The organism is Roseibium sp. JB4-4 (assembly GCF_055693425.1).
In genome coordinates this window covers 3,332,030-3,356,163 of sequence record NZ_CM146333.1, presented here as the reverse complement: position 1 = coordinate 3,356,163, position 24,134 = coordinate 3,332,030, and the positions used below count along the sequence as shown (strand labels likewise).

Annotated in this window: 22 protein-coding genes and 1 riboswitch; of the genes, 9 read left to right on the top strand and 13 right to left on the bottom strand. The window is 56.6% G+C overall.

Annotated features, from left to right (window positions below):
• Positions 1 to 112 precede the first annotated feature (112 nt).
• The 6 genes from murJ to ACZ1HV_RS15685 form a co-directional block, all read right to left on the bottom strand.
• On the bottom strand, positions 113 to 1,675 hold the full coding sequence (murJ, locus tag ACZ1HV_RS15710; protein WP_472715693.1) for a murein biosynthesis integral membrane protein MurJ: 1,563 nt from the start codon (positions 1,673 to 1,675) through the stop codon (positions 113 to 115).
• Between the two features lie 33 nt (positions 1,676 to 1,708).
• Positions 1,709 to 4,543 carry a [protein-PII] uridylyltransferase gene (locus tag ACZ1HV_RS15705; RefSeq protein WP_472715692.1) on the bottom strand — a complete coding sequence of 945 codons (2,835 nt, stop codon included), beginning with the start codon at positions 4,541 to 4,543 and terminating at the stop codon, positions 1,709 to 1,711.
• A 183-nt stretch (positions 4,544 to 4,726) separates the two neighbouring features.
• Positions 4,727 to 5,098, bottom strand: coding sequence for a helix-turn-helix domain-containing protein (locus ACZ1HV_RS15700; RefSeq protein WP_152499120.1), 372 nt, complete (start codon positions 5,096 to 5,098; stop codon positions 4,727 to 4,729).
• A 3-nt stretch (positions 5,099 to 5,101) separates the two neighbouring features.
• Positions 5,102 to 5,671 (bottom strand): Smr/MutS family protein, encoded by a 570-nt coding sequence (locus tag ACZ1HV_RS15695; RefSeq protein WP_298964321.1) that lies wholly within the window; start codon positions 5,669 to 5,671, stop codon positions 5,102 to 5,104.
• 3 nt (positions 5,672 to 5,674) lie between these two features.
• Complete coding sequence (mltA, locus tag ACZ1HV_RS15690; RefSeq protein WP_472718457.1) at positions 5,675 to 6,802, bottom strand: murein transglycosylase A; 1,128 nt, start codon at positions 6,800 to 6,802, stop codon at positions 5,675 to 5,677.
• A gap of 62 nt (positions 6,803 to 6,864) precedes the next feature.
• Entirely contained in the window at positions 6,865 to 7,596 is a 732-nt protein-coding gene (locus ACZ1HV_RS15685) for a Tim44/TimA family putative adaptor protein (RefSeq protein WP_298812333.1), read from the bottom strand.
• Positions 7,597 to 7,834: 238 nt separating this feature from the next.
• On the opposite strand from ACZ1HV_RS15685, the gene ACZ1HV_RS15680 reads away from it, so the two are divergent.
• The 3 genes from ACZ1HV_RS15680 (at position 7,835) to ACZ1HV_RS15670 (ending at position 9,848) form a co-directional block, all read left to right on the top strand.
• Positions 7,835 to 8,356: an FxsA family protein gene (locus ACZ1HV_RS15680; protein WP_472715691.1), complete on the top strand. Its 522-nt coding sequence runs from the start codon at positions 7,835 to 7,837 to the stop codon at positions 8,354 to 8,356.
• Positions 8,357 to 8,475: 119 nt separating this feature from the next.
• Positions 8,476 to 9,507: an acyltransferase family protein gene (locus ACZ1HV_RS15675; RefSeq protein WP_472715690.1), complete on the top strand. Its 1,032-nt coding sequence runs from the start codon at positions 8,476 to 8,478 to the stop codon at positions 9,505 to 9,507.
• Positions 9,504 to 9,848 (top strand): DUF1636 family protein, encoded by a 345-nt coding sequence (locus tag ACZ1HV_RS15670; protein ID WP_298812324.1) that lies wholly within the window; start codon positions 9,504 to 9,506, stop codon positions 9,846 to 9,848. Before ACZ1HV_RS15675 ends, ACZ1HV_RS15670 begins: the two co-directional genes overlap by 4 nt.
• On the opposite strand, the gene ACZ1HV_RS15665 is transcribed toward ACZ1HV_RS15670, so the two are convergent.
• The 3 genes from ACZ1HV_RS15665 to ACZ1HV_RS15655 form a co-directional block, all read right to left on the bottom strand.
• A complete protein-coding gene (locus ACZ1HV_RS15665) occupies positions 9,845 to 10,369 on the bottom strand; it encodes a hypothetical protein (protein WP_298812321.1) in 525 nt (174 codons plus the stop codon). The two genes, ACZ1HV_RS15670 and ACZ1HV_RS15665, sit on opposite strands and share 4 nt — an antisense overlap.
• 78 nt (positions 10,370 to 10,447) lie before the next feature.
• Positions 10,448 to 11,146 carry a CbtA family protein gene (locus tag ACZ1HV_RS15660; RefSeq protein WP_298812318.1) on the bottom strand — a complete coding sequence of 233 codons (699 nt, stop codon included), beginning with the start codon at positions 11,144 to 11,146 and terminating at the stop codon, positions 10,448 to 10,450.
• 1 nt (position 11,147) lies between these two features.
• A complete protein-coding gene (locus tag ACZ1HV_RS15655) occupies positions 11,148 to 11,318 on the bottom strand; it encodes a CbtB domain-containing protein (protein WP_298812315.1) in 171 nt (56 codons plus the stop codon).
• A 33-nt stretch (positions 11,319 to 11,351) separates the two neighbouring features.
• Positions 11,352 to 11,578: riboswitch (cobalamin riboswitch) on the bottom strand.
• A gap of 161 nt (positions 11,579 to 11,739) precedes the next feature.
• On the opposite strand from ACZ1HV_RS15655, the gene polA reads away from it, so the two are divergent.
• Entirely contained in the window at positions 11,740 to 14,712 is a 2,973-nt protein-coding gene (polA, locus tag ACZ1HV_RS15650) for a DNA polymerase I (RefSeq protein ID WP_472715689.1), read from the top strand.
• A 33-nt stretch (positions 14,713 to 14,745) separates the two neighbouring features.
• Here the strand turns inward: polA and ACZ1HV_RS15645 are convergent, their stop codons facing one another.
• Together ACZ1HV_RS15645 and ACZ1HV_RS15640 are read right to left on the bottom strand one after the other, a co-directional pair.
• Positions 14,746 to 15,567, bottom strand: a complete 822-nt coding sequence (locus ACZ1HV_RS15645; RefSeq protein ID WP_472715688.1) for a cyclase family protein — start codon at positions 15,565 to 15,567, stop codon at positions 14,746 to 14,748.
• Positions 15,568 to 15,638: 71 nt separating this feature from the next.
• A complete protein-coding gene (locus ACZ1HV_RS15640; RefSeq protein WP_472715687.1) occupies positions 15,639 to 16,784 on the bottom strand; it encodes a linear amide C-N hydrolase in 1,146 nt (381 codons plus the stop codon).
• Positions 16,785 to 16,825: 41 nt separating this feature from the next.
• Here ACZ1HV_RS15640 and ACZ1HV_RS15635 point away from each other — a divergent pair, with 41 nt between their 5' ends.
• On the top strand, positions 16,826 to 17,605 hold the full coding sequence (locus ACZ1HV_RS15635; protein ID WP_472715686.1) for a LytTR family DNA-binding domain-containing protein: 780 nt from the start codon (positions 16,826 to 16,828) through the stop codon (positions 17,603 to 17,605).
• A 56-nt stretch (positions 17,606 to 17,661) separates the two neighbouring features.
• Here the strand turns inward: ACZ1HV_RS15635 and ACZ1HV_RS15630 are convergent, their stop codons facing one another.
• The gene (locus tag ACZ1HV_RS15630) at positions 17,662 to 18,645 is read right to left on the bottom strand and encodes a LysR family transcriptional regulator (protein WP_472715685.1); all 984 of its coding nucleotides are present in this window, start codon (positions 18,643 to 18,645) and stop codon (positions 17,662 to 17,664) included.
• An 84-nt stretch (positions 18,646 to 18,729) separates the two neighbouring features.
• Between ACZ1HV_RS15630 and ACZ1HV_RS15625 the strand changes: the two genes are divergently transcribed.
• The 4 genes from ACZ1HV_RS15625 to ACZ1HV_RS15610 all read left to right on the top strand — a co-directional run bounded on the left by ACZ1HV_RS15625 (position 18,730) and on the right by ACZ1HV_RS15610 (position 22,907).
• A complete protein-coding gene (locus ACZ1HV_RS15625; RefSeq protein WP_472715684.1) occupies positions 18,730 to 19,788 on the top strand; it encodes a hypothetical protein in 1,059 nt (352 codons plus the stop codon).
• Complete coding sequence (locus ACZ1HV_RS15620) at positions 19,748 to 20,947, top strand: MFS transporter (RefSeq protein WP_472715683.1); 1,200 nt, start codon at positions 19,748 to 19,750, stop codon at positions 20,945 to 20,947. Before ACZ1HV_RS15625 ends, ACZ1HV_RS15620 begins: the two co-directional genes overlap by 41 nt.
• 114 nt (positions 20,948 to 21,061) lie before the next feature.
• Positions 21,062 to 21,292: a hypothetical protein gene (locus tag ACZ1HV_RS15615; RefSeq protein WP_298984144.1), complete on the top strand. Its 231-nt coding sequence runs from the start codon at positions 21,062 to 21,064 to the stop codon at positions 21,290 to 21,292.
• 88 nt (positions 21,293 to 21,380) lie between these two features.
• Positions 21,381 to 22,907 carry a YifB family Mg chelatase-like AAA ATPase gene (locus ACZ1HV_RS15610; protein WP_472715682.1) on the top strand — a complete coding sequence of 509 codons (1,527 nt, stop codon included), beginning with the start codon at positions 21,381 to 21,383 and terminating at the stop codon, positions 22,905 to 22,907.
• A gap of 38 nt (positions 22,908 to 22,945) precedes the next feature.
• On the opposite strand, the gene ACZ1HV_RS15605 is transcribed toward ACZ1HV_RS15610, so the two are convergent.
• Positions 22,946 to 23,986, bottom strand: a complete 1,041-nt coding sequence (locus ACZ1HV_RS15605; RefSeq protein WP_472715681.1) for a zinc-dependent alcohol dehydrogenase family protein — start codon at positions 23,984 to 23,986, stop codon at positions 22,946 to 22,948.
• Between the last annotated feature and the right edge of the window lie 148 nt (positions 23,987 to 24,134).

Genomic DNA, 24,134 nt, shown 5'->3' with positions numbered 1-24,134 from the left:
CCTTTTTTAGTGCGGCCGGTTGGAAGGGCGCTGTGAACATTTGGGCGCGCCGGGTTTAAGCCCGCAAATGCCTCGATGCAAGCTGGAATGATCAAGTTGTGGCGTTTCGCGGCTAGGTGTTGCGCCTTCTCAACGCTTTGGCCATGCCGAGAAGGTCGGCACCGCCGCTCAGCTGGGCGATAAGCGCGAATGTCACTACCCCGACAAGAACGAGAAGACCCAGACTTGCGGCACGTACAAGGAGCCAGCCGTCGCTGAGATACGGCGCCAGGAAAATGGCGGTGAAATGAACACTCACGCCCATCACGGCGCTTGCCATCAGCACAAGCAACAGGCGCCGTAGCAGTGAAAAATCGGGCTTGAAGTGACCGCGTTTCCAAAGAACAGCGATCAACAGGGCCGTGTTGACCCACCCTGCCAATGTTGTGGCCAGAGCGATGCCGACATGCATGAGCCAGGGAAAGAGCACGATCGACAAAATCACGTTTACGACCATCCCGACCACAGCAAATTTCATCGGTGTCTTTGTGTCTTCGCGGGCAAAGTAGCCGGGTGAAAAAACCTTGTTGAGAACAAAGGCAGGTAGCCCAAAGGAAAAAGCCATAAGCGCTGCCGCAGTTCCGTCCACCGCTTGCGCATCGAACCGGACCCGCTGAAACAACACGGAAACGATTTCATGTGGCACGACAGCCAGGGCAACGGCAGCAGGCAAGGTGAGTACCAGCGAGAATTCAAGTGCGCGGTTCAGACTGTGCTGGTAAGCGGCGGTTTCGCCGGCCCGCAATTGTCGTGTCAGGCTTGGCAGGAGCACGACGCCGATTGCAATTCCGATCACGCCAAGCGGCAGTTGGTAGAGGCGATCCGCGAAATAAAGCAGCGCATTGGCGCCTTCCTGCATGGACGCGATGATCTGCCCGACGGCAATGTTGATCTGCGTGACACCACCGGCAATGACGCCCGGAATTCCGAGTGCCAGCAGGCGTTTGGCCGAATTGGTATAGCGTGGGCGAAAGACCGGGATGCGGAAGCCGAGCCGTTTCAGATCAATGATCACGACCAGAAGCTGCACAATGCCGCCAACGGTCACGCCGATCGCGAGAATGGTTCCGAGCGTCATGTTGTCGTCGACACCGGTAAGGAGAACGCTGCCCAACACGAGGCTCATGACAACGTTGAGCATCACAGGTGCGAAAGCCGCGGCGGCAAAGCGGTGATAAGTGTTCAAAATGCCGCCAATGAACGCAAGCAGGGACATAAAAATGAGATAGGGAAAGGCGATTCTGGCCATAAGAACGGTCAGGTCGTATTTCTCAGGATCTGCCACGAAACCGGGTGCCAAGGCCCAGACAACAAAGGGCATGAAGATTTGCGCCAGTGCCGTCAGGACAAGCAGGCAAAGCAGTAGCGCTGCACCGATTTCACCGGCAAACTGCCTTGCTCCCTGGTCACCTTCTTCTTCCACTTTTCTGCCGAACAGTGGAATAAAAGCGGAGTTGAACGCACCTTCGGCGAACAATCGCCGGAACAAATTCGGCAGCCGGAATGCCACCACGAAGGCATCTGCGACAGGTCCGGCCCCCACAGCTGCGGCAAGCAGCACATCGCGCACAAATCCAAGCAGGCGGCTGAGAAGCGTCGCGCCGCCGACTGTAGCGAAATTGCGGACAAGGCTCATGCCGGGTTGGTTCCTGTGTTAAGGCAGCACAAGTCAGGAGGCCTGTCGCTGGACTTTGCGCGCAACCGGCGCGGCGGGGTCCAATTCGACCTCACCTTCAACTGCATTGGCAAGCCGCTCGCGAATAATGTCCTGACGGCCAATATTGGCAATCTTCTGACCGGTCAGATCGGTCACATAAAAAACGTCGACGGCCTTCTCGCCGAACGTCGAAATGTGAGCAGAACCGATGTTGAGATTGAGTGTGGCAATGCTCCGTGTCAGGTCATAGAGCAGGCCGGGCCGGTCAAGACCGGATATTTCCAGCACGGTATAGTCATCTGACAGGGCATTGTTCACCAGCACTTCCGTTGCAACCTTGAAGGCTTTGACGCGCCCTTTCATGGAGCCCTTTTTGGACACGGGCTCCGGCAAACGCTCATCTCCGCGCAGGGTCTTCAGAATAAGCGCGGTAATCCGTTCGCCTCGGCGGCGCTCATCCTCATCGTCCGGCAATTCCCGGCCGATGAAAATCGTATCAAGAGCAAATCCGTCGGTCGTGGTGTCGATCTGCGCATCAACAATGTTGGCGCCGGTCGAAAAACATGCTCCTGCGATGGTCGACAGGAATCGCGGATGGTCGGGCGCCATGATGTTCAGTTCCGTCACGCCTTCAAAGGCGCGCGGGATCACCTGGAAGGCCAGCTGTTTGCCTTCCTTGTCAGCCTGATGAAGCAGCTCTGCGTGTGTGACCAGCCGATCCGGCTCGGTACGCAGCCAATAAGCCGGATAGTGCCGGTCGAGATACGCTTTCCTGTCCTTTGCTGGCCAGTGTCCCAGTTTTTTACTGAGGCCTTCCTTGGCTTCGGCAATGGCCGCATTGTGCGACATCTTGGTGTGACCACCTGAAAGATGTGGTTCACTCGCATAGTAGAGTGTGCGCAACAGCTGACCCTTCCAGCCATTGAAAACCCCGGGGCCGACGGCGCGAATATCGGCAACGGTGAGGATCAGCAGCAGTTTCAATCGCTCAAGTGATTGAACCGTCTGCGCAAAGTCCTGAATTGTCTTCTGGTCTGAAAGGTCGCGAGACTGCGCAATTGTGCTCATGTCGAGATGGTGCTTGATCAGCCAGGCGACGGTCTCCGTTTCCGCATCATTCAAACCGAAGCGCGGGCAGATCTTCCGCGCAACCTTGGCGCCCGCGATGGAATGATCTTCCGGCCGTCCCTTGGCAATGTCGTGCAGGAACATGGCAACGAAAAGCACCTTGCGATTCTGCAGGGTCAAAATCAGATCAGTTGCAAGCGGGTGGTCGTCACCCGAATTGCCGCGCTCGATTTCCGCCAGAACGCCGATGGACCGGATCAGATGCTCATCCACGGTGTAGTGGTGATACATATTGAACTGCATCATCGCGACGACCTTGCCGAACTCCGGAACAAACCGGCCAAGCACGCCGGTTTCGTTCATCTTCCGCAAGGTTTTTTCCGGCTGATACCGGGAGGTCAGAACCGACAGGAAAAGCCTGTTCGCCTCGGGGTTGGTTCGCAGATCCTTGTCGACGAGTTTAAGGGACTGCCGGATCAGACGCGTTAGGCGAGGGTGAAAGTTGTAGTCGTGCTTGTCGGCGACCTGGAACACACGCAGAAAGTTGGTCGGGTCGCTTTCAAAGATCGTGTCGGCCGTCACATTGATGCGGTTGTTCTCCACCACGAAGCCCGGAGCGCCCTTGATGGGCGTCACCGTATTTGACTTTCGACCGCTGCGCAGGCGGCGCATCATACCGGTCAGCCCTTTGCCGCGCGGTTCCTTCACATGCTCTTCTTCCAGCGCCGCACAGATGATCCTGGTCAGATCACCCACGTCCTTCGCAACAAGGAAATAGTGCTTCATGAACCGCTCGACATCTTTCATGCCGGGATGCTGTGTGTAGCTCAACCGAATGGCAATTTCTCTTTGTACATCAAAGGAAAGCCTCTCCTCCGGCCTGCCGGTCAGGAAATGGAGGTGACAGCGCACAGCCCAAAGGAAATCTTCCGATTTTTTGAAACGGGCATATTCCGACCGGGTCAGGACGCCTTTCTTGACCAGCTCGGCCTGTCGCTCGACACGGTAGTGATACTTGGCGATCCAGAACAAGGTATTGAGGTCTCGCAGCCCTCCCTTGCCTTCCTTGATGTTTGGTTCAACCAGATATCGTGAGGTGCCCTGTCGCTGATGTCGCTCGTCCCGCTCTAAGAGTTTCGCAGCAATGAATTCCGAGCTGCTGCCATCGACGACTTCAGCATCGAACCTTTGTTCCATTTCGTCGTAGAGTGGCCTGTCGCCCCAGATGAACCGGGCTTCCAGAATAGCGGTCCGAATGGTCATGTCGGTCTTGGCGAGACGAATGCATTCGTCGATATTGCGGGTTGCATGTCCGACCTTGAAGCCAAGGTCCCAGAGCATATAGAGGATGTATTCCACCACTTGCTCGCCCCAGGGCGTCTGCTTGTAAGGCAGAATAAACAGCAGATCGATATCTGAGCCCGGTGCGAGCGTGCCGCGGCCATATCCGCCGACAGCGGCAATCGACATGCGTTCGGCAGCAGACGGGTTTTTGATCCGATAGACATGATGACGCGCGAAGTCGTAAATCACGCGGATCAGTTCGTCCTGGATGAACGACAGTCTCCCTGCACACAATATTCCGCCACCGTCTTCATTCAGGCGCTTCTGTGCGTCAGACCGAGCGGATTTGACCTGTGATTTCAGCTCTTTGAGAACTTCGGCCCGGATCTTCATGTCCGATCCGTCGCCGTCATGCTTTTCTGTCAGCGCGCTCAAACGGGTACGCAACGCGTCCGAGTCAATCAGTCCGGCAAGGTCTTCTTGAGAGAGTTTCATGCTGGTATGCAGGTCCGTTCAAAAAATGCGGGTGTCATTGTCGGTTGCCGGTTATATAGGGAACTCCGTCTAAGGACACGTAAATCCTGATCTGAGGGACAGTCGGAAACCCGCCGCGGCACCCACGGCCATGGCCAGGAAAGTCGCGTTGCGGCGTGACACGTTCTGGCAGGGTCTGCGAAGCTAGATGTCGTCCTTCACGGCGGCGACGCGCAACTGATGCAGCAGTCCGTTCAGGGACTCTTCCGACAATCCGCCAATCTTCAAGGCGAGTTGGTTGGCAAGTTCGGTTGCCTTGGGGTCCATGCCTGCCGTGTCGATGGTTACGCGCGGGTCGGACAGCTCTGCAAGGCGTTGGATTTCTTCCGCTTCATCCCAAATCACATTGAAATAGGTAATGATCCGTTGCACCAGAAACCAGGTGGGCTTGCCACGCTTGCCGTGTTCAAGTGCGGAAAGATAGGCACTGGAAACAGAGAGTGCCGCGGCCATTTCTTTCAGCGATACACCCTGCTTTGTCCTCAGTTCCCGGATTTTTGCCCCAAGCGGTGTCACGATCTACCTTTTCTTCCGAATCCGGACATAAAGCGCCCCTGCTCCGCCATGGCTCGCATGCGCCTCTTCATAACCAAGGACGACGGGGCGCATGTCAGGCATGGACAGCCACTGTGGAACCATTCTGCGCAAAATCCCGCGCTCGTCCATATAGGCGCGCGAGTCTCCGCCACCTTTTCCCGTAATCACCAGAACAACTTTGTGGCGCCTAGCCTGTGCCTGATAGAGGAAGCCTAACAGTCTGTCATGTGCCTGGTTCTGGGTCAGCCCATGCAGGTCAATTCGGGCATCAATTGCCCTGACGCCACGTACGATTTTGCGCCGGAACCGGTGTTCAAGCTGGTGAAGCGGCATGGGAGCCTTGGCTTTTTGCTCCTCCGGGGGCGCTTTGATCGCCGTGGCTGTTTTGGGTGCCTTGACGGATTTGGCCGGGGTGTCTTTGACAGCGTCTGCAAGCTCGGCTTCCAGAACCTGGGCGCGCTCCGGATGAAGCGGGGTCAGGGTTTTGGCAACCTTGCCCCAAAGTTCACGATCTTCCGGGGAAAGCGCCCCCTTTTTGCCCCGCTTTCCCATGTGTCAGTCCGTTAGGGCGTTGGGTAGAAGCAAGACGAATTCTGCCTCGTGCCTGATGTCGCCGGCGACATCGCCCGCAACCTGTCCCGATCCTGCAAAAATATCGCCTCGAACGGGTCCCTTGATTGCAGAGCCGCTGTCGTCGGCAACCATGAGGCGGGCGAAAGAGCGCGCCGGCGTTTCTGGGTCTTTGAAATCTGCGGAAACAAACACAAGCGCACCAAATGGAATATGTGACGGGTCGACCGCCAGGCTCCTGCCCGCACTCAAAGCGATACCTGCAGAACCGACAGGACCCTGTTCCGGCGCCGCACCCGTAACCTCCCGGAAAAAAATGTAGGAACGATTTTCCTTCAAGAGCGCATCCCGCCTGTCCGGATTGACCTCCAGCCACGTGCGCAATCCGGACATGGTGAAGTCCTCCGGAGTTCCTTCTCCGCGCTTGACCAGCAAGCGAGCAACCCCCGTATAGGGATGCCCGGTCTTTCCTGCATAGCCGACACGCATGACAGAACCATCGTCCAGGCGCAGGCGTGCAGATCCTTGAACATGAACGAAAAATGCGTCGATCGGACTCTCCAGCCAGACCAGCTCGAGCGCTTCCCGGTCCAGAGCTCCGTCCATGATGGCACCGCGATCCGGCATTTCGGTCAAGACGCCGTTGTGGAGACGGCCATGGCTGAGACTAGAGGGCCAATCGTGCGGTCGATTTTCGGCCGAAACGGCTTCGAGGCCTGAAGGTTTTCTATGAAGCGGTGTTTGAAAGCCTGCTGTTTTCTGGCGAGACGCTCGAAGTTCAGGTTCGAAATAGCCCGTGACGAACCCCTTCCGAACGACCCGGTAAGGTGCGAAGTGGGTTTCAAGAAAGGTGCGCGCGGCCTTCGTCGTTTTCAGCGCGGCTTCGATTTCAGGGCAGTGCGCCTTGAAATCGTCAGTCTTCCAGACAAGGTCCGCGCTTGTGTTCTTCAGCAATTCTGGTTTGGAGCAAATACGCTGAAGGCTTGACAGCGCAGCCTGATGGTTGTCCGCCGCCCAGCCAGGCAAAGCGTCAAACGAGAGCCTCTCAAGGCGTTCAGAAAATTGCGGGGTCTGCGGCATTGCTGCGGCGGCTCCGACAAAGAAAAGCGGCACGGCCAAAGCCGCGCCCCTGCACCTGGCGAAGAGGCGGGACCCCGTCCCATGCCACGTCATTGCTATTCAGCGGATTCGGTCGCGACCAGCTTCCAGTTGGGATCGCGGGAGCTTGTGTCCCGTGCGAACGTCCAGATATCGACCACTTCGGAAACTTTCGCCGGATCGCCGTCGACGACTTCGCCGTCTTTGTCCCGCGTGGCGGAAATCATTTGGCTGTGGATCTTCACAGTCACCTGTGCTGTGGCATCTTTCAGCGCCGCTTCAACAATTTCGGCCTTGTCGATGCCAATGAAGGTCGAATCGACGGTTTCACCACGTTTCTCACGGTCGTCGATTGCAGCAACAAACCCCTCATAGACTTCGCGCGAAAGAAGGTTCTTCAGCGCTTTCTTGTCGCCATCAGCGAATGCCATCACGATCATTTCGTAAGCTGCTCGCGCGCCTTCGAGGAACGGCTCGGGCTCGAAGCTGCGATCAACCGAAAGGATCTGCTTCAGGGCGCTGTTGAGCGCTGAGCCCTCGGGAGCGACCTTGTCGATGACGACGTCACCATCAGCAGAGGGTTGCTCCATCTGCTCAGGCTGCTGTTGGGTCTGGCCCGGCATCGGGATCACGTTATCCTGGTCGCCGCCATTAACCTGATCGCCCGGCTTTTGTTCCGGTTTCGAATATGGATCGAAAGGCGGACGTTCATTGCCGGTGCGTTTGCCAAGCACAGACCGCAGTCTGAACAGAATGAAAACCGCAAGTCCCATAAGGAGGAGGTTTAACGGGTCAAAAATCTCGTTCATCTTAGCTTCCGGTTACCCTTCTCAGGCCTTAGCGCCGCCCCTTGATCTTGAAAGGTGCACGCCGCCCCATACGCAAAGTCTGTTACTATCCTATTTAGGGGGTCCTTGAACCAGCATCCAGACCCAAGAGCAAGACTGAATTTGCGTAAAGTCGCTCTTTCCCATGTCAGTCTGCTCGCATTTTTAGCAACGAACGCCTAACTTATCCCAAACAAGCTTATCAGACGATGGAGGTCCCGTGGGACTTTATATCATTGCAGCCATTCTTCTGCTGCCCCTGATCGAGATCGCGGTCTTCATTTGGGTCGGCGGTTTGATCGGCGTGATTCCGACCATATTGCTGACTGTGATCACGGCACTTGCCGGCACCTTTATGCTGCGTCAGCAGGGGCTATCCCTGCTTATGCGCATGCAACAGGAGCTCGATGCGGGCCGCTCACCCGGCAACGAAGTGATGCAGGGCGCAATGATTGTCCTGGCCAGCATTTTCCTGCTGATTCCGGGTTTTGTCACGGATGCCATCGGTTTGTTGCTGTTCGTTCCGCCGGTGCGTGAGGCTCTTGCAAGGTTCATCATCTCGCGATCGAACGTTGTAATTGTCCAAAACGGCCAGACAGGCAGGACGTCCGGTGAAGGGGTTGTCGATCTGGACGCCGGCGACTGGTCAGAAAAAGGCGACGGAACTGAAGGTGGGCCAACCGGCACCGGCCAACCCCGGATCAGTCCGTGGAAGGACGACCCGGACGACACAAAGCCCTGATAAACCTTAATCCGGTCACCAAATCGTGAGACCGGGTGTATGCTGAATTTTTACCAGTTTCAGTTAGGAGTCCTCTGAAATCTGCGGGAAATAGCCCGTGGAGGCGGAGGAAACGGACTATGAGCGCGGCACGCATCGACTGGGTGGATACGGCGAAAGGCATCTGCATCATCTTTGTTGTGATGATGCACTCGGTGTTGGGCGTTGAGGCTGCAGCCGGCGACACCGGCTGGATGCATGCCGTAGTTGCCTTTGCGGCACCGTTCCGCATGCCGGACTTCTTTCTGATCTCCGGTCTGTTCCTCTCCAATGTGATCACCCGTGACTGGAAGCTCTATCTGGACCGCAAAGTCGTCCATTTCGCCTATTTCTATATCCTCTGGATGACCATTCAGTTCGCCGTCAAAGCTCCGGTATTTGTCGGAGAAATGGGCACAGCAGGCACTCTGGAATTCTATTTCCTCAGCTTTGTGCAGCCCTTCGGCACCTTGTGGTTCATCTACATGCTGCCGGTGTTCTTCCTTGTCTGTAAGCTGGCCCACGACAAGGGAATTCCCTGGCAGGTCATGTTGGCAGTAGGCGCTCTTTTGCAAATTGCACCGATCCATACCGGTTGGCTGTTGGTGGACGAGTTCGCTTCAAGGTTCGTCTATTTCTACGCTGGTTACATCTTTGCGCCGCAGATATTCCACCTTGCTGCCTGGGCGCGGGAACGGATCGGCATCAGCCTTGCCTATCTGGTAGGTTGGGGCGTCATAAATGGCAGCTTGGTTTATCTCGGCTGGGCGGCGCTTCCTGTGGTGGCCCTTGCACTTGGTGCTGCCGGTGCCGGTGCAATCATCCTGACAAGCGCGTTGATCGTTAAGTTGGGCCGGTTGGATTTTCTCCGCCACTTTGGCGAAAACTCGATCGTCATCTACCTGGCGTTCTTCTTTCCAATGGGTGTCAGTCGTGTGATCCTGCTCAAACTGGGTATCCTGGATATCGGAACAGTTTCACTCATCGTAACCATTGTCGCTTCCGTCAGCCCTATGATCCTTTTCTGGCTGATCCGGAAAACCGGCTTTGGCTGGTTCCTGTTCCGCCGTCCCGAATGGGCTTATCTGACCGGAACTTTCGGTAAGAAACGGCAGCCGCAGGCGGCTGAATGAACCGCATTCTTATCTGCCGGACGTGCAAGCAACAGGACGGCAGACCGGTAGAAGCTGCGCTTATCTCACTCACAAAAGCCATGCAGAACGCTGCGCTTGACGAAGTGTTCAAGATCGAAACCGTCGATTGTATGGGAGCTTGTGAACAGCCTGTGTCCCTGGCCTTTCAGGGCAAGGCACGCGCAGCCTATCTCTTTGCAGGCCTGACTATCCCGGATGATCTCGATGACATTGTCGCAACTGCCCGTGCCTACCTGGACGCCAAGGACGGGTGGATCGAAGACGCCCGGCCCTGTGGACGGCTTCGATTTTGTTTGCGGGCGCGTATACCGGCGCTTTAATTGCCTGGCACAATCGCTGTAGCCTTGAGCGGTTTGTTGTCGACGCCAAGCATGCGGTGATCATTGGTGTTCAACGTCACTTCAATTGTGGTGTCTCCCTCCGGCAGGGTCGGCAAATGGAGCCAGGAACTATAGTGCCGGGTGACTTTCGCACCGTTGACATAAACATGCGCATGGCCTTCGCCCGGCACGTGATCAAGACTTGCCCGCTCGGGGGCGAAGGTAAAATTCTCGGTCTTGATGTGAAGATTGAAGCCGCTCGCCGGATCAGGTGAGACGCTGATCTCGAGTGTCGGTGCCTCCGGACCAGAAGGCACGGAAACTATTTCGTCGTGGTTGTGCCCGGCGTGGTGACCGGAGTGATCGGAATCGCGCTGATTTGACGCTGCGTGCAGCTGGTGAGCATTCGGATCGGAATGGTCGTGCCCGTCCAGCGTGATGCCGTTGCTGGCTGCTGCAACGAAGCCGATGCCGCCACCAAAGATCAGGCCGATGACGAAAAGTGCGAGTGAACGTTCCATTCGTGTCCCTTGTTTCTGCAAAAAGAAGCCGGGCGAAACACCTGGTTCCGCCCGGTCGTTTCTTGTCTGAGATCGGGTTCAGGCAGTCTGGATTGAACTGATCCTGGCACCTTCGCGCTGCCAGAAGAATCCCGCAAAGCAACCAAGCAGCAGCCAGGCGGCCATTCCGACGCCAAAGGCGCGGCTGGCAAAGAGCGCACCAATTTCTGTTGGAACCGGCCCTGTAAAAGAATCCGGCTCAGGAGCACCGATCACATGCGGAGCCAACAAAAGAACCGCAGCTGAACCCCAAGCCAGCCAATTGCCGCCAAATGCAATCAGCCAAAGGCCGGCACTCGCCGAAAGGACTGTTGCCCACCACCAGATCTGTCTTGCATAGACATCGGCTGCCGCAACACCCGGCACTTCCGGCGCCAGCGTAAAGCCTGGTGCAAAATGAAATGCCACGAAGCCTGCAAGACCCCAGATCAGTCCGGTACGCCCGTTCACTGTCGCACCGCGCATTTCAGCAATGGCCATCAGAACCAGCAGAATGAAGGCGTATCCTGTATAAGTGAGCATCGTGAACACCACGCTCAGCCCGTCACGCACGAGATCAATGCCCCCAATGTCCTGATGCGCACTGACGGCCTGGGCACCGAAATGCACCAGCTCGCCGGACTCATAAAGTTCAGCATGCAGAAGGACGGGTTGCACGAAATAAAGCTGCAGCAGGGCCGCAATAAGCCCGGCAGCAGCGCCAGCGAACAAGCCGCTGATCAACAATCGCGATAGCATTTTAGTGGCACGGGAATCCGGTCGCGTGGCGCACGTCGTGTGCCGCGTCATGCAAGGCGCTCGCCTGCACGTGACCGGTAATCGAAATGATTGCAATTCCCAGAACCGCTGCGAAAGCGAGCGGTACGATCTTTGTCAGGGAAAGCGTGGCTTTTGAAGTTTGTGTCGTCATGATGTCCTCGTCGCCGTCACACCCGACGGCCCGGTTTGCAAGATATGCCTGGCAGGTCTCCTGGCTTGCGGGTCAAGGCACTTGGCCGGGCCTTCCCTGCAGTTTTTGCTGCAAGTGGCATATCCGGTCAGCGCTCTCCGCACACAGTCGCGGGGGCGGCTTCGGCATTCAGCGCCCGATATGGGTCCGCCGCGTCCGAATTCCCTGTTCGTTTCCCGGCACTTTGTGCCGAATGGAAAACCAAGCAATGACTATAATGACCCATTTATTTTCAACGTGAAAGCAAAAATCCGACATTTATGCGCGCTTGAACGAGAAGCTGGTGCGGTTCACTTGTGCGAAAGCGTTGGATTGCCAGCGCGTGTCGGGACGCCCTTTGAATTTTTGACATTAGGACTTTTCTCTCGCGCACGCTCCGGGCATGATCCGCGCCATGTCGACGCAAAGCTCTTCCCCCGCCCTCACCGCTGACGACCACCTGATTCTGGTCGATGGTTCCACATTCATTTTCCGTGCGTACCACGCGTTGCCACCGCTGACGCGTAAGCCGGACGGACTGCCGGTTGGGGCGGTCTCGGGTTTCTGCAACATGCTCTGGAAGCTGTTGCAGGAGGGCCTGACCCCGGAAGAAGGCGATGAACCGACTCATTTTGCTGTCATCTTCGACCATTCCGCACAAACGTTCCGAAACGAGATCTATCCCGAATACAAGGCCCACAGGCCCGAGCCACCGGAAGACCTGGTGCCGCAATTCGGGCTGATCCGCGAGGCAACGCGCGCATTTTCGGTGCATTGCGTAGAGCAGGCAGGGTTCGAGGCAGATGATTTGATCGCGACCTACGCCCGTCAGGCGGCTGAACAGGGTGCACAGGTCACGATTGTGTCGGGCGACAAGGACCTGATGCAATTGATCGGTCCCAAAGTCGGCATGATCGACACAATGAAAAACAAGGTCTTCGGCGAGACCGAAGTCTTCGAAAAATTTGGCGTTGGTCCGGACAAGGTCATCGAGGTTCAATCGCTGGCCGGAGACAGTGTCGACAACGTTCCGGGCGTCCCGGGTATTGGCCTTAAGACCGCCGCTCTTTTGATCAACGAATTCGGCGATCTGGAAACACTCCTTGCCCAGGCCGATACGATCAAGCAGAAGAAGCGCCGTGAAAACCTGATTGAGTTTGCGGATCAGGCCCGTGTCTCGAAGGAACTCGTGACGCTCAAACAGGATGTTCCGGTGGAAACACCTGTCGGTGATCTCTCTGTCATCGAAATGGATGGCCCCAAAGCGGTTGGTTTTCTCAAGGCCATGGGCTTCAACACGCTCACAAAACGGGTTGCTGAAACAACCGGGGCCGACGTTACCAATGTCGAGGCGAGTGAGTTCCAGGTTCCGGGATGGGATGTTCCTGATCACAAGGGCCGGATGGCTGAACGCGTCGACACAAGCTCTGGTGCGATTCCGAGTGACGGTGCAGCTGGCGTTGAAGGCATGATGGTGCCGCAGGCGGTTGCTGATGCGCGTGCCGAAAGCGTCAAGGCAATCGCGATTGATTCCAGTGCCTATGAAACCGTCACATCGATCGACCGCCTGAAAGAATGGTGTGAAGCTGCCTTTGAAAAAGGCTATGTCGCCTTCGACACCGAAACCACGTCTTTGAACGCCATGCAGGCGGATCTTGTCGGCCTGTCACTGTCCACCGAACCCGGGAAAGCCTGCTACGTGCCGCTTGCCCATGTTGACGGCGAAGGCGACCTGTTAGGTGGCGGAGGTCTTTTGCCGGACCAGATACCCATTCAGGACGCACTGGACGTTCTGAAGCCGATGCTCGAAGACCCGTCGGTGCTGAAAATCGCTCAGAACCTCAAATACGACTGGCTGGTCATGACCCGCTACGGTGTCGACATCGGTCCGTTCGACGACACGATGCTGCTCTCCTATACGGTTGACGCCGGTAAGGGCGGCAATGGCATGGATGAGCTTTCGGAGCGATGGCTCGACCACAAGCCGATCCCGTTCAAGGAAGTCTGCGGCTCCGGCAAGTCGATGATCACCTTTGACAAGGTAGCTATCGACAAGGCGACAGCTTATGCAGCGGAAGACGCCGACGTGACCTTACGGCTCTGGATGATCCTCAAGCCGCGCCTAGCGTCTGATCGCATGGCGACAGTCTATGAAACACTGGAACGACCAATGGTTCCGGTGCTGGCGCGCATGGAAAAACGCGGCATTTCCGTCGACAGGCAAATGCTGTCCAGGCTTTCCGGCGATTTTGCGCAGGGCATGGCCGCGCAGGAATCTGAGATTTACGAATTGGCGGGTGAGACTTTCAATATTGGCTCACCCAAGCAGCTGGGCGACATTCTGTTCGGCAAGATGGGATTGCCCGGTGGCAAGAAAACTAAAACGGGTGCCTGGTCAACCTCGGCTCAGGTCCTTGAGGACCTGGCTACCGAAGGGCACGAACTGCCGTCGAAAATTGTCGCATGGCGCCAGCTGTCAAAGCTGAAGTCGACCTATTCCGATGCATTGCCGGGTTACATCAATCCCGAGACCAAACGGGTGCATACGTCTTACGCGCTCGCGTCGACCACAACGGGCCGGCTGTCCTCCTCTGAACCGAACCTTCAGAATATTCCGGTGCGGACCGAGGCGGGGCGAAAGATCCGCCAGGCGTTTGTCTCTGAAGCAGGACATAAATTGGTTTCGGCCGATTACAGCCAGATCGAACTGCGGGTTCTCGCCCATATTGCAGATATCCCTCAGCTCAAGAAGGCTTTTGAAGACGGGCTCGATATTCACGCCATGACGGCCAGCGAGATGTTCGGCACGCCGATTGAGGGCATGGACCCGATGGTTCGCCGTCAGGCAAAGGCCATCAATTTCGGCATTATTTACGGTATCTCTGCCTTTGGTCTTGCCAATCAGCTGGGCATATCGCGTGGCGAAGCCGGTGACTACATCAAAACCTATTTTGAGCGGTTCCCGGGCATCCGGGACTATATGGAAGCGACCAAAAAGAAGGTTCATGCAGATGGTTATGTGGCGACGATATTCGGCCGCAAGGCGCATTATCCTGAAGTGAACACCAAGAACCCCAACATGCGAGCCTTCTATGAACGCGCGGCCATCAATGCTCCGATCCAGGGTTCAGCCGCCGACATTCTGCGCCGCGCGATGGTGCGCATGGAAGACACACTGAATGGCGCCAAGCTGGATGCTCAAATGCTGCTGCAAGTGCATGATGAACTGATTTTTGAGGTCCCGGATGCGCAGGTTGACGAGACGATCCCGGTGATCAGGGACGTCATGGAAAATGCCTGCGATCCAGCGCTCACTCTCTCCATACCGCTGCAGGTCGACGCCCGCGCGGCCGACAACTGGGACGATGCGCACTAAACGCTGTCATTGTAACTCGGAGCTTAGGAGCCGTTACACCATCGCCATAACGCGCGAGGGTCCACCGGTCCCTCCCCGATTTTTGGGCGCACCAACGATCAGTGTCGCTCCCGTGGCGGGAAGCGCATCGAGGTTGGCGATGCATTCCAGGCCCCAGCGATTGCTCGGCAGCCAATCGTAGTGGACGGCGAAATCTTTTGAGATGCCGTGGTCAAGCGACAGACTGTCAACCGCGATGCCGACCACATCGGCTTCTTCCATCAGCATTTTGGTGGCTTCAACATGAAAGCCGGGAAAATGCATGACCCCATCGGCATCGGCATTGCGAAACCTGTCACTATCGACATGGGCGGCCCAGCCGGAATTCATTGCGACGCAAGCCCCTTGCGGAATATCGCCATTCGAGGACATCCAGGCCTTGAGATCGTCCGGCGTCACTTGCGCGTCGGGATTTTCTGCCGCTTTGGCTCGAATATCGACGATGCAAAGTGGTGCGACCAGGTTTTCGACAGGGATTTCGGCAACCGACTGTCCGTCCGCGGAAAAATGCAGCGGTGCATCCAGATGGGTACCGGTATGCTCGTTGACGCGCATCTCGAACAAATTGTAGCCGTCCTTTGCAAAGTCGAAGATCCGGTTCAGTTCGAATTGCGGCTCGCCGCCGAAAGTCGGAAAGGCTGGGTGCAGCTCGTGGGTCATGTCTGAAATGGTTGTCGGCGTTTGCGCCATGGCCGGCATAGCGCCGGAAAGGGCCGTCGCGGCTGCAACACCGGCGCCGGCGGCAGTCGTCTTGAAGAAGTCGCGTCGGGACAGCATGCGCTGTTTGACGGAATTGATAACGCAGAAATCGCACATGGCTAGTCCCCTCCGGTTGACGCAGCGCTGGGCAGCGCGCTGACCCTACGCAACGTCAACTTTAGCAGGAATCACTTTGCGGTGCAGCTTGATGAGAAAATCAAACCGGTTGCGATCGCGCCGGCAATTTCCGCGCGGCCAAGATGCGCCGTCTGACGCATGGAGGAAAGCACTTCGGCGAGACTTTCGCCGAGAGTATCTGGCTGAATTGGCGACAGGTTCCTCGCCTTAAACTCCGGGCTCAACTGACGCAAATCGATAGCAAGGGGCGGTACCTGGCAAGCAAAGTCCAGCTTTGAGAGATCAAGCAGGTGTTCCAGTGATGAGCCTGTAATGCGCAGCCAGATCTTTTGGCCCTTCGGATCGAACACCATTTGCCAGCGTGTTTCCGAGTTGGCCAGTTTGTTCAGCAGGTTAAAGGCTTCGTCTGTGCTTGTCCGACCTTTGGACTGACGTGCCGCATTGGCCGCGATTGCAAAGCGGTCAAGGCTATTTTGGGTGCCCAGGCTTTGGTTCTGAGGAACCGGTAATGTGCCGCCGTATCCTCTCGATTGACCCAGATGAAGGAGAGCTTCCGGATAAGGCGTGTTGGTCAATGCAGGTACAGGCAGGTCGACGCCCTGATGAACAAGCAAACCGGATTTTCCAGGGGTGAGAACGGCAGCTTCTCCTGTCCGGTCAAAAAGGAAATAATGGATCGGCACAAGTCCGTCGATCCGAACGTCGTTTGCGTGCTGCAGAGCGTCTTCCACGGATCCTGAAAGATCAAGCAAGCGCTGAATGAATTCCAGTTCGCTGACCGAAGGCAGGTCTTCCGGCCCTCCGAAAACGGCTTCTTTGTTCCACATCAAGGTAACGACAAGTCCTGCCGTATTCATCCCGGCGGCGGGCATGCCCGGGCCAACCTGATTAATGGTCAAACTGTCATATTCGGCTGTCCAGCTTGCAGGACGGCCTTCGGTAATGGATTGCCTTCTGCTGCCTGAGGAGTTGACGGTCAGAAAACCTGCGCCGGTGGCTTCAAAATCAAAATTGTAGGCGAGCATCGGACGTTGAGCGCTTTCAAAGGCAACGGTCGAGCAGGCTGGAGCGCCTTCGGTTAAGGAAAGGCTGGTCAAACAAAAAAATACCGGCAAAATCATCGCCATAAACGGCTTCGAACGGATCGGGAACATGGCCTCTCTCTCGCTTCTGAAGTAAACTTCCTGTTTCGTCATTGACCGCGCCAGAAAGCTTGTAACAAGGAGGATTTCGCCAGATGCAGCCAGATTTCGCGAACGACGCCTTGTTGCGCCACTTCGCGCGCGATTGCGCGGCGCCGTTTGTTTCGAGGCAGACACTGGCGCTCCTGGTCACGGTGGCGGTATTTCTCGCGTTGATTGGCCCGTTTGGGACCTATGGCGCATATGCACCAGCCATGCGGTTGCTTTATTGGGGTATGATCGTCATCGGAACCGCTTCGATCGGACACGCGACCGCAACGGCAATCGAAAGATTTCTAAGGTGCAGGAATGTTCCGGTTTTCGTGGAGATTTTTGCCGTTTCAGCGTTGACCGCGATACCCGTTTGTCTTGTGGTTTCCCTGGTGTGGGCACTTTTCGGCACCAACCCGCTCAATGGCCACTTGTTGCCACTTTATGGGCATTGCGTTCTCGCGATTGGATGCCTGACCGTCTTTTTTCATATTTTCGCAGCACCTGTGATCACCACCAAAGAGTGGTCCCGTCCAAAGCTTTTGGACAGATTGCCGCTGCACACTCGCGGTCGTCTCCTGCGTTTGACGGCACGAGACCACTATGTCGAGGTTGAAACCGAGAGGGGTTCCGCACTTCTTGCTATGCGTTTTCGGGATGCCGTTTCAGAGGCGGCAGGCGAAAAAGGTGTCCAGACACATAGATCTCACTGGGTGGCTTTGCACGCCGTGACGGGACGCAGCCGGCTGAACGGCAGGACTGTGTTGTTGTTGAAGAATGGCCACGAAGTGCCGGTTGGACGGACGTTCAGGGCTGCTGTCGAAAATCGAACGCCCCGAAAATGATGCTGGCCATCGTTGCTAGAGCCGACAAGTTCCTGATCCTGTCAGGAACAAAGGACTCACACCACTCTTAGGTCCGGTTGCATCTTGCCCGCCAGGGCGGACCCTGGCGAAATCGCGTTTTGAAGCAGAGCGGTCAGATGCTCTTCCAGATAGTCGACAATAGGAGACTGTGTTTTGGAAGGTGTATAGATCGCCAGTTGGCTCGCAGGCAGATCTGGAAAGCCGTCCTGCTCTCTCAGTATCTTGATCCCGTCGACAATTGCTCCTGCGGGAAAACAGCAAAGACCTGCGCCGGATCGCACGGCAACCTGTGCCGCGGCAACGCTGGTCGTGGTAATGCGCTCATACCATTGCCGGCCGGCCCGCGCCAATGCGCTGAAGGCAAGCTCGCGGAAAGGACAGGGTTCTGGAAACAGGATCAACGGCAAAGGGTCGGCCAATGCGCAGGTTTCACTGACGGCCCAATAAAGAGGTTCTTCAACCAAGCCGTTCGGTGAAGGTTTCACAGGCGATACCAATGCGATGGCCAGATTGATCTCGTTGGCTGACAGCATATCGTGCAACGTTGCGCTGTCGGCAACGGTCATCTCGAGTTTGACGTTGGGGTGAATGCGCACAAAATTGCAGAAAATCGACTGTAGCTGACCGGTCGCAAACCATTCGGGCAAGCCAACATGCACAGTTCCGGTCAATTCAGGTGCTGACAGGCGAAGGCGGGCTTCTTCGTGTGACCGCAGAATTTCAGTGGCATGCTGGTAGAGAATGCGTCCGGCGGGTGTCAGGTTCATTGTGCGGGCCGTGCGCTCGATCAAAGGTTTGCCAACACGGTCCTCTAGACGTCGCAACTGGGTGCTGACACAGGGCTGCGTCCGGTTCAGCTTCGATCCCGCATGGGTCACGTTGCCGGCCTCGGCAACCGCCACAAAGGCCTCCAGCAACTCGATATTAAATCGGCCGATGGTCACGTCCCTGCCTCCGTTTTCGCGCGGAACCCGTTCTCCAAGCCTCTCTTCCAGCGCAGGACAATCATAACGTTTCATTATGAGTTTGTTCAATTATAAATTTAGAAAGCGCTTCAATATCCCGTAATCCGGGAAATGGTACAGTCAATTCGAGTAACTTCCATGACCTTTGCCTTTTCGATCGACACTCCAGGCCGACAGGCGGAAAGCCAGCCTGATCTATTGAATTTTGAGGGCCAGACGCTGACGTTGCAGCACAGAGTTCATCAGTCCATCGCCTCCCATACGGAATTTGGCCCCGAGCGCATCCTCACCCAGGACAATCGGGTCAAGTACACAAATGCCGGTAGTGCGGAGACAGCAACCGAACATCTCGACGAAGTGTTCCAGCTTATGCGCCAGCTTAACCAATTTGGCGTCGGTTCCGACGACCTGGGTCGCCTGCACGACGACGGCATGTCGTTCAAACTGGCATTGCGGCAATGCCTGAACCTTGTTGTCTCGTCGCTGAACGGCAACAGTCTCGTTTATGTCGAACTGGGTCCGGAACCGGTCAAAACCGCATTTATTCTGAGCACCTTGACCGAGCTCGGAGTTGAAATCGATCGCTATGTTGCCGTCGATATAAACCCTATGTCGGCAGCCCCGATGCGGTCGGTATTGAAACAGATGCTGCCTCATCTGCCGATGCAATTCATCACAGCACCGTTTGAAGCCTTTCGACTCACGGACATTCTGGAACCGGGCGCGCCTACGGCACTGGTTACCATGCTCGGCTTTCAGGAAGGCAATGACGACCCATATGTGGTGAACAAGTGGCTCAGATCGATTGCGCGTTCGGGTGATCTTCTTCTGTCCGAGAGCCAGCTTTATGCTGCCGGACAGATTGAAAAGATCCCGGGGTTTTATGCCCATGCCGCCATGCAGCGCTTTTCGAGGATTGCTTTTGAGCGGGCCGTCCATAGGGATTTGCCAAGCTTGAATCGGTTCTTTCTGCTGCCCGTGGCGTTTCATGATGGGGAAAGTGCCTTCGTCGCCATTCTGGGTGAGGAGTTTGAGGATGCAATCAATGGAAGAATCTTGCATGTTTCCAACTTCTGCCTGAAACTTACACTTGAGCAGTATCGCCACTACAGACAGCTTGGCGGTCATTTCGAAATCACCGGTGAGACCATGACCGATGACCAGACACTTCATTTCCAGCTCTCCCGCCGGGTGTGAGGTGTCCGCAGCACAAACCCGTGGCCTGACCGCCGCGGGACTAGCCATTGTTGCCGTCACTTACGGACTGGCCAGGTACTGCTTCGGATTATTTCTCCCCGACATTCGCCAGGAATTCGGCCTCTCTCCCGAGACTATCGGGCTGATCGCCGGTGCTTCCTATCTGGGGTATCTGGCGGCGACCTTCGCCGGATCTTGGTTGTCGACCTTTGTCGAGCCACGCCTTCCCATCTTGCTTGGCGGCCTTGCAGCGGCTCTCGGCATGGCGATCATCGCCTTGGCGCCGGACCCCTGGACGCTGGCCTTCGGGGTCTTTGTGGCCGGCACCAGCCCGGGTCTTGCTTATCCGCCGTTCTCCGATGTCATTGTCCGTCACACCGCACCCGGCCGTCAGAACACGGTATATGCCTGGATCAACTCCGGAACCGGGTTCGGTGTCGCCATTGCGGGGCCTCTTGCCCTTTATGCCGGGGAAGACTGGCGGCTTGCCTGGATGGCCTTTGCAGCACTGGCATTGCTTATCACGGTCTGGAATTTGCTGGCATTGCCACAGCGCAGCGCGCAGACAAAACCCGCAGCATTGACGGTCTCTTTCAGACTGCTCGGGGAACGGACCGCCCGGCCGCTATTCATAGCCGCATTTCTGTTCGGCATCATCACTGCGGTCTACTGGACCTACGCTGTTGAACTTCTTTACATGCTCACCGGCAACCCGCGCGATGCAGTGCTGTTCTGGATCGTGCTTGGCATAGCTGGCGTTACGGGCTGCTTTGCAGGCGGACTGGTGAACCGTTGGGGCCTTCGCCAAACCTACGTGATGCTGTCTCTGATCGTCGGCGCTGCGGTCGGAACGCTGCCGCTTTTGATCGGGACAAAGGTCGGTATCTATGTGTCTGCGGCGTGTTTCGGTGCAGGCTTTATCGTGATGACGGCGCTATTTGGCATGTGGAGCATGCGTATCTTTTTCGAAACTCCGTCAATAGGCTTCGGCTTCACCTTCTTTTTGATCTCGCTAGGACAAGGTATCGGGCCGGTCATCAGCGGGTTCCTTATCCCGGCAACCGGTCATTCAAGCCTGTTTATGGCAGCCGGTCTACTCTGTTGCAGTCTCGCCGTGATTGCCGTTCGCGGCAAAGCCGTGATGCCACCGCATGCATAACACTCAGTTATGGCGCCGGATGTGCGCATAACTGCTATTTGCTGGAAAACTCCTAAAATTGCAGGCACGATATAAGCACGTATAAATTGATAATAAAGAACAGTGATTGGGCCAATGATTATTACACAGGCGGTGAAGACAAGTGCGCAGCTCGAGATGGAAGTGTGCCGGGCGATGTTTGAAAAAGACCCGGAAATGCTGATCGAGCTTGTCTCTCAATGGCTTGAGGCGAACCGTCTGACTTTGGATGAACACTATTGCGTTCCGCCCTATTTGCAGGACGTTCTCTCCGGCGTGGAGCGGCCCTGCAACTATTATCCTGGACGGCCTGCAATGGTTTGCTGACTGTCAGGATAATTTGTTCTTCTTCTGTTCTTGAATCCTGATCACGGATATGCTTCGATGCGTTGCATCTTAAGGTAGTGAGCAGGTTATGGTCAGCCGGATAGCGACAGTCGCGTTTCAGGGCATCGATGCAGTGACGGTGGATGTGCAAGTGCATGTCGGACCGGGCGCGGTGATGTTCAATATTGTCGGTCTTCCGGACAAGGCAGTTGCTGAAAGCAGGGAACGCGTGCGGGCAGCGCTCAGCGCCTCCGGTCTTGCACTGCCGGCAAAGCGGGTGACGGTCAACCTGGCGCCTGCGGACTTGCCCAAGGAAGGATCACATTATGACCTTCCCATCGCCCTTGGGATCATGGCGGCAATTGGTGCGATACCGGCAGAATTCCTGGAAAGTTATGTCGTACTTGGTGAGCTTGGGCTCGACGGAACCCTAGCACCGGTCACGGGCGTATTGCCTGCCGCGATGGGCGCTAATGCACTGGGCAAGGGTCTTATCTGTCCCGAGGCAAGCGGAGGTGAGGCCGCATGGGCGGACAAGGACATGGATGTTCTTGCACCCAGATCGCTCATTCAGCTGGCCAATCACTTCAAGGGAACCCAGGTTCTGTCCCGACCGACCGCAAAGCTGCACAGCAATGCAGGCATCATGCCTGACCTTGCCGAAGTCAAAGGTCAGGAAAGTGCACGCCGGGCCTTGGAAATTGCAGCTGCCGGGGGCCACAACCTGCTGATGACCGGCCCGCCCGGTTCCGGCAAATCCATGCTGGCCAGTCGTCTGCCCTCCATACTGCCCGCGTTGACACCGCGCGAACTGCTGGAGGTCTCGATGATCGCGTCTTTGGCCGGAGAGCTTGCGGAAGGGAAACTGACCGACAGGCGGCCTTTCCGGTCACCGCACCATTCAGCGTCCATGGCCGCACTTGTGGGTGGCGGCCTGAAGGCAAAACCCGGAGAAGTGTCTCTGGCGCATAATGGTGTGCTCTTTCTGGATGAGTTGCCGGAGTTCAATCCCCAGGTCCTCGACAGTTTGCGCCAGCCGCTTGAATCCGGTGAAGCCGTCATTGCCAGGGCCAACCACCGGGTTACCTATCCTGCCCGCATTCAGCTGGTTGCCGCGATGAACCCGTGCCGCTGCGGGCATGCTGGGGAGCCCGGCCACCAGTGCCGGCGCGGCGAGCGGTGTGTGACCGACTATCAGGCCAGGGTCAGCGGGCCGCTGCTTGATCGGATTGATCTGCGGATCGACGTGCCGGCCGTTACTGCGTCTGATCTGATTGGTCCCGCCGTAAGTGAGGCGTCGTCGGCAGTTGCAGCAAGGGTGGCAGAGGCGCGCCGGATACAGGAGCAGAGGTTTCTGGCATTGGGATTGCCCTGCCGGACCAACGCCCAGGCTCCGGCTTCTGCCGTTGAGACAATCGCCCAAACTGACAGCAAAGGGTTGGCTTTCCTGCACGAAATCGCCGAACGGCTGCATCTAAGTGCACGCGGCTATCATCGCGTTCTCAAGCTGGCCCGTACGCTGGCCGATCTGGACGGCATGGACAGCGTTGGCCGTATCCATCTTGCGGAAGCCCTCAGTTATCGTGGCCAGGACATGTCGCGCCGTGCGGCCTGAGCAGGAATAGCGCGCTCAAGCGGCTGTGCTTCCAAAGATCAGAACTGAGTCACGACAGTCGCGCCGACGGATTGAAAGCGGTCCATCGACGTGAGTGCCGCAATTGACTGTTCGAGGCTGATCTCCTCGCCAACCAAGCGGGAGGGGTGCAGTTTTCCGGTTGTTACCATGTCCAGCATGGCGTCATATCGATGAGCCTGCATGCCGTGGCTGCCCAAAATTTCCAGTTCCTGCCCGATCACCTTCGCCATCGGAACCTGCGGGGTGCTCTGGTCGCCCAGCATCAGGCCGACTTGGACATGCCGTCCTCGGCGCCTCAGGTTCTGTATGGAATTGAAACAGGTCGTTGGATGGCCAAGGGCGTCGACCGAGACGTGAGCGCCGCCGCGCGTGAGCTCAATGACCGCGCCGGCGACATCTGGTTCCAAAGCGCCGTTGATCGTGGCAACGGCGCCAAGATCTCGGGCAAGGGAAAGTTTCTCATCCGCGATATCGATTGCCACAACGTTAGCGCCAATGGCATTTGCGATCATGACAGCCGAGAGACCGACACCGCCGCACCCATGAACGGCAACCCATTCTCCAGCAGATGTTCTTGCCTGATCAACGACAGCGCGAAATGACGTGGCAAAGCGGCATCCAAGACTTGCGGCCGTTGCGAAAGCCATGTCATCGGGCAGAGCAACGAGATTGAGGTCGGCGTTGTGAATGGACACGTATTCCGCAAATGACCCCCAGTGTGTAAACCCTGGCTGAAACTGGTTCTCGCAAACTTGTTGATGACCTGCGTGACATTCGGAACAAGTGCCGCATCCGCCGACAAAGGGCACCGTTACCCGGTCACCCGGCTTCCATCGGCGGACGTCCTTTCCAACCTCCATAACGATGCCGGCAAGTTCATGGCCCGGAACATGCGGTAAAACGATATCCGGATCGTGGCCCATCCAGCCGTGCCAGTCGCTTCGGCAGACACCTGTCGCCTCAACTTTCAAAACAGCACCGTGTGCCTCCGGTGCCGGATCCGGGAGGGTGGCGAGTTTCGGTGTCCGGGCAAAGGCTTCAAAGAACACGGCCTTCATGGCGTTTCCTTTTGAGGAATGAGGAATTGACGGCTTTGTGCCAGACTACATTTTTCATCGGAAAAGACTTGAAGAATTGTTTGGTCTTGATCAGGCCTAGGATCTTCAAATGTATTCCCGTGCCCAGAGGGACAACCAACGGCATCTG

Excerpts from the sequence above, each read along its gene's own strand:
- murJ (WP_472715693.1), bottom strand. The coding sequence starts at position 1,675 with ATGAGCCTTGTCCGCAATTTCGCTACAGTCGGCGGCGCGACGCTTCTC.
- ACZ1HV_RS15705 (WP_472715692.1), bottom strand. The coding sequence starts at position 4,543 with ATGAAACTCTCTCAAGAAGACCTTGCCGGACTGATTGACTCGGACGCG.
- ACZ1HV_RS15695 (WP_298964321.1), bottom strand. The coding sequence starts at position 5,671 with ATGGGAAAGCGGGGCAAAAAGGGGGCGCTTTCCCCGGAAGATCGTGAA.
- ACZ1HV_RS15685 (WP_298812333.1), bottom strand. The coding sequence starts at position 7,596 with ATGAACGAGATTTTTGACCCGTTAAACCTCCTCCTTATGGGACTTGCG.
- ACZ1HV_RS15675 (WP_472715690.1), top strand. The coding sequence starts at position 8,476 with ATGAGCGCGGCACGCATCGACTGGGTGGATACGGCGAAAGGCATCTGC.
- ACZ1HV_RS15670 (WP_298812324.1), top strand. The coding sequence starts at position 9,504 with ATGAACCGCATTCTTATCTGCCGGACGTGCAAGCAACAGGACGGCAGA.
- ACZ1HV_RS15665 (WP_298812321.1), bottom strand. The coding sequence starts at position 10,369 with ATGGAACGTTCACTCGCACTTTTCGTCATCGGCCTGATCTTTGGTGGC.
- ACZ1HV_RS15660 (WP_298812318.1), bottom strand. The coding sequence starts at position 11,146 with ATGCTATCGCGATTGTTGATCAGCGGCTTGTTCGCTGGCGCTGCTGCC.
- ACZ1HV_RS15655 (WP_298812315.1), bottom strand. The coding sequence starts at position 11,318 with ATGACGACACAAACTTCAAAAGCCACGCTTTCCCTGACAAAGATCGTA.
- polA (WP_472715689.1), top strand. The coding sequence starts at position 11,740 with ATGATCCGCGCCATGTCGACGCAAAGCTCTTCCCCCGCCCTCACCGCT.
- ACZ1HV_RS15645 (WP_472715688.1), bottom strand. The coding sequence starts at position 15,567 with ATGTGCGATTTCTGCGTTATCAATTCCGTCAAACAGCGCATGCTGTCC.
- ACZ1HV_RS15640 (WP_472715687.1), bottom strand. The coding sequence starts at position 16,784 with ATGACGAAACAGGAAGTTTACTTCAGAAGCGAGAGAGAGGCCATGTTC.
- ACZ1HV_RS15635 (WP_472715686.1), top strand. The coding sequence starts at position 16,826 with ATGCAGCCAGATTTCGCGAACGACGCCTTGTTGCGCCACTTCGCGCGC.
- ACZ1HV_RS15630 (WP_472715685.1), bottom strand. The coding sequence starts at position 18,645 with ATGAAACGTTATGATTGTCCTGCGCTGGAAGAGAGGCTTGGAGAACGG.
- ACZ1HV_RS15625 (WP_472715684.1), top strand. The coding sequence starts at position 18,730 with ATGACCTTTGCCTTTTCGATCGACACTCCAGGCCGACAGGCGGAAAGC.
- ACZ1HV_RS15620 (WP_472715683.1), top strand. The coding sequence starts at position 19,748 with ATGACCAGACACTTCATTTCCAGCTCTCCCGCCGGGTGTGAGGTGTCC.
- ACZ1HV_RS15615 (WP_298984144.1), top strand. The coding sequence starts at position 21,062 with ATGATTATTACACAGGCGGTGAAGACAAGTGCGCAGCTCGAGATGGAA.
- ACZ1HV_RS15610 (WP_472715682.1), top strand. The coding sequence starts at position 21,381 with ATGGTCAGCCGGATAGCGACAGTCGCGTTTCAGGGCATCGATGCAGTG.
- ACZ1HV_RS15605 (WP_472715681.1), bottom strand. The coding sequence starts at position 23,986 with ATGAAGGCCGTGTTCTTTGAAGCCTTTGCCCGGACACCGAAACTCGCC.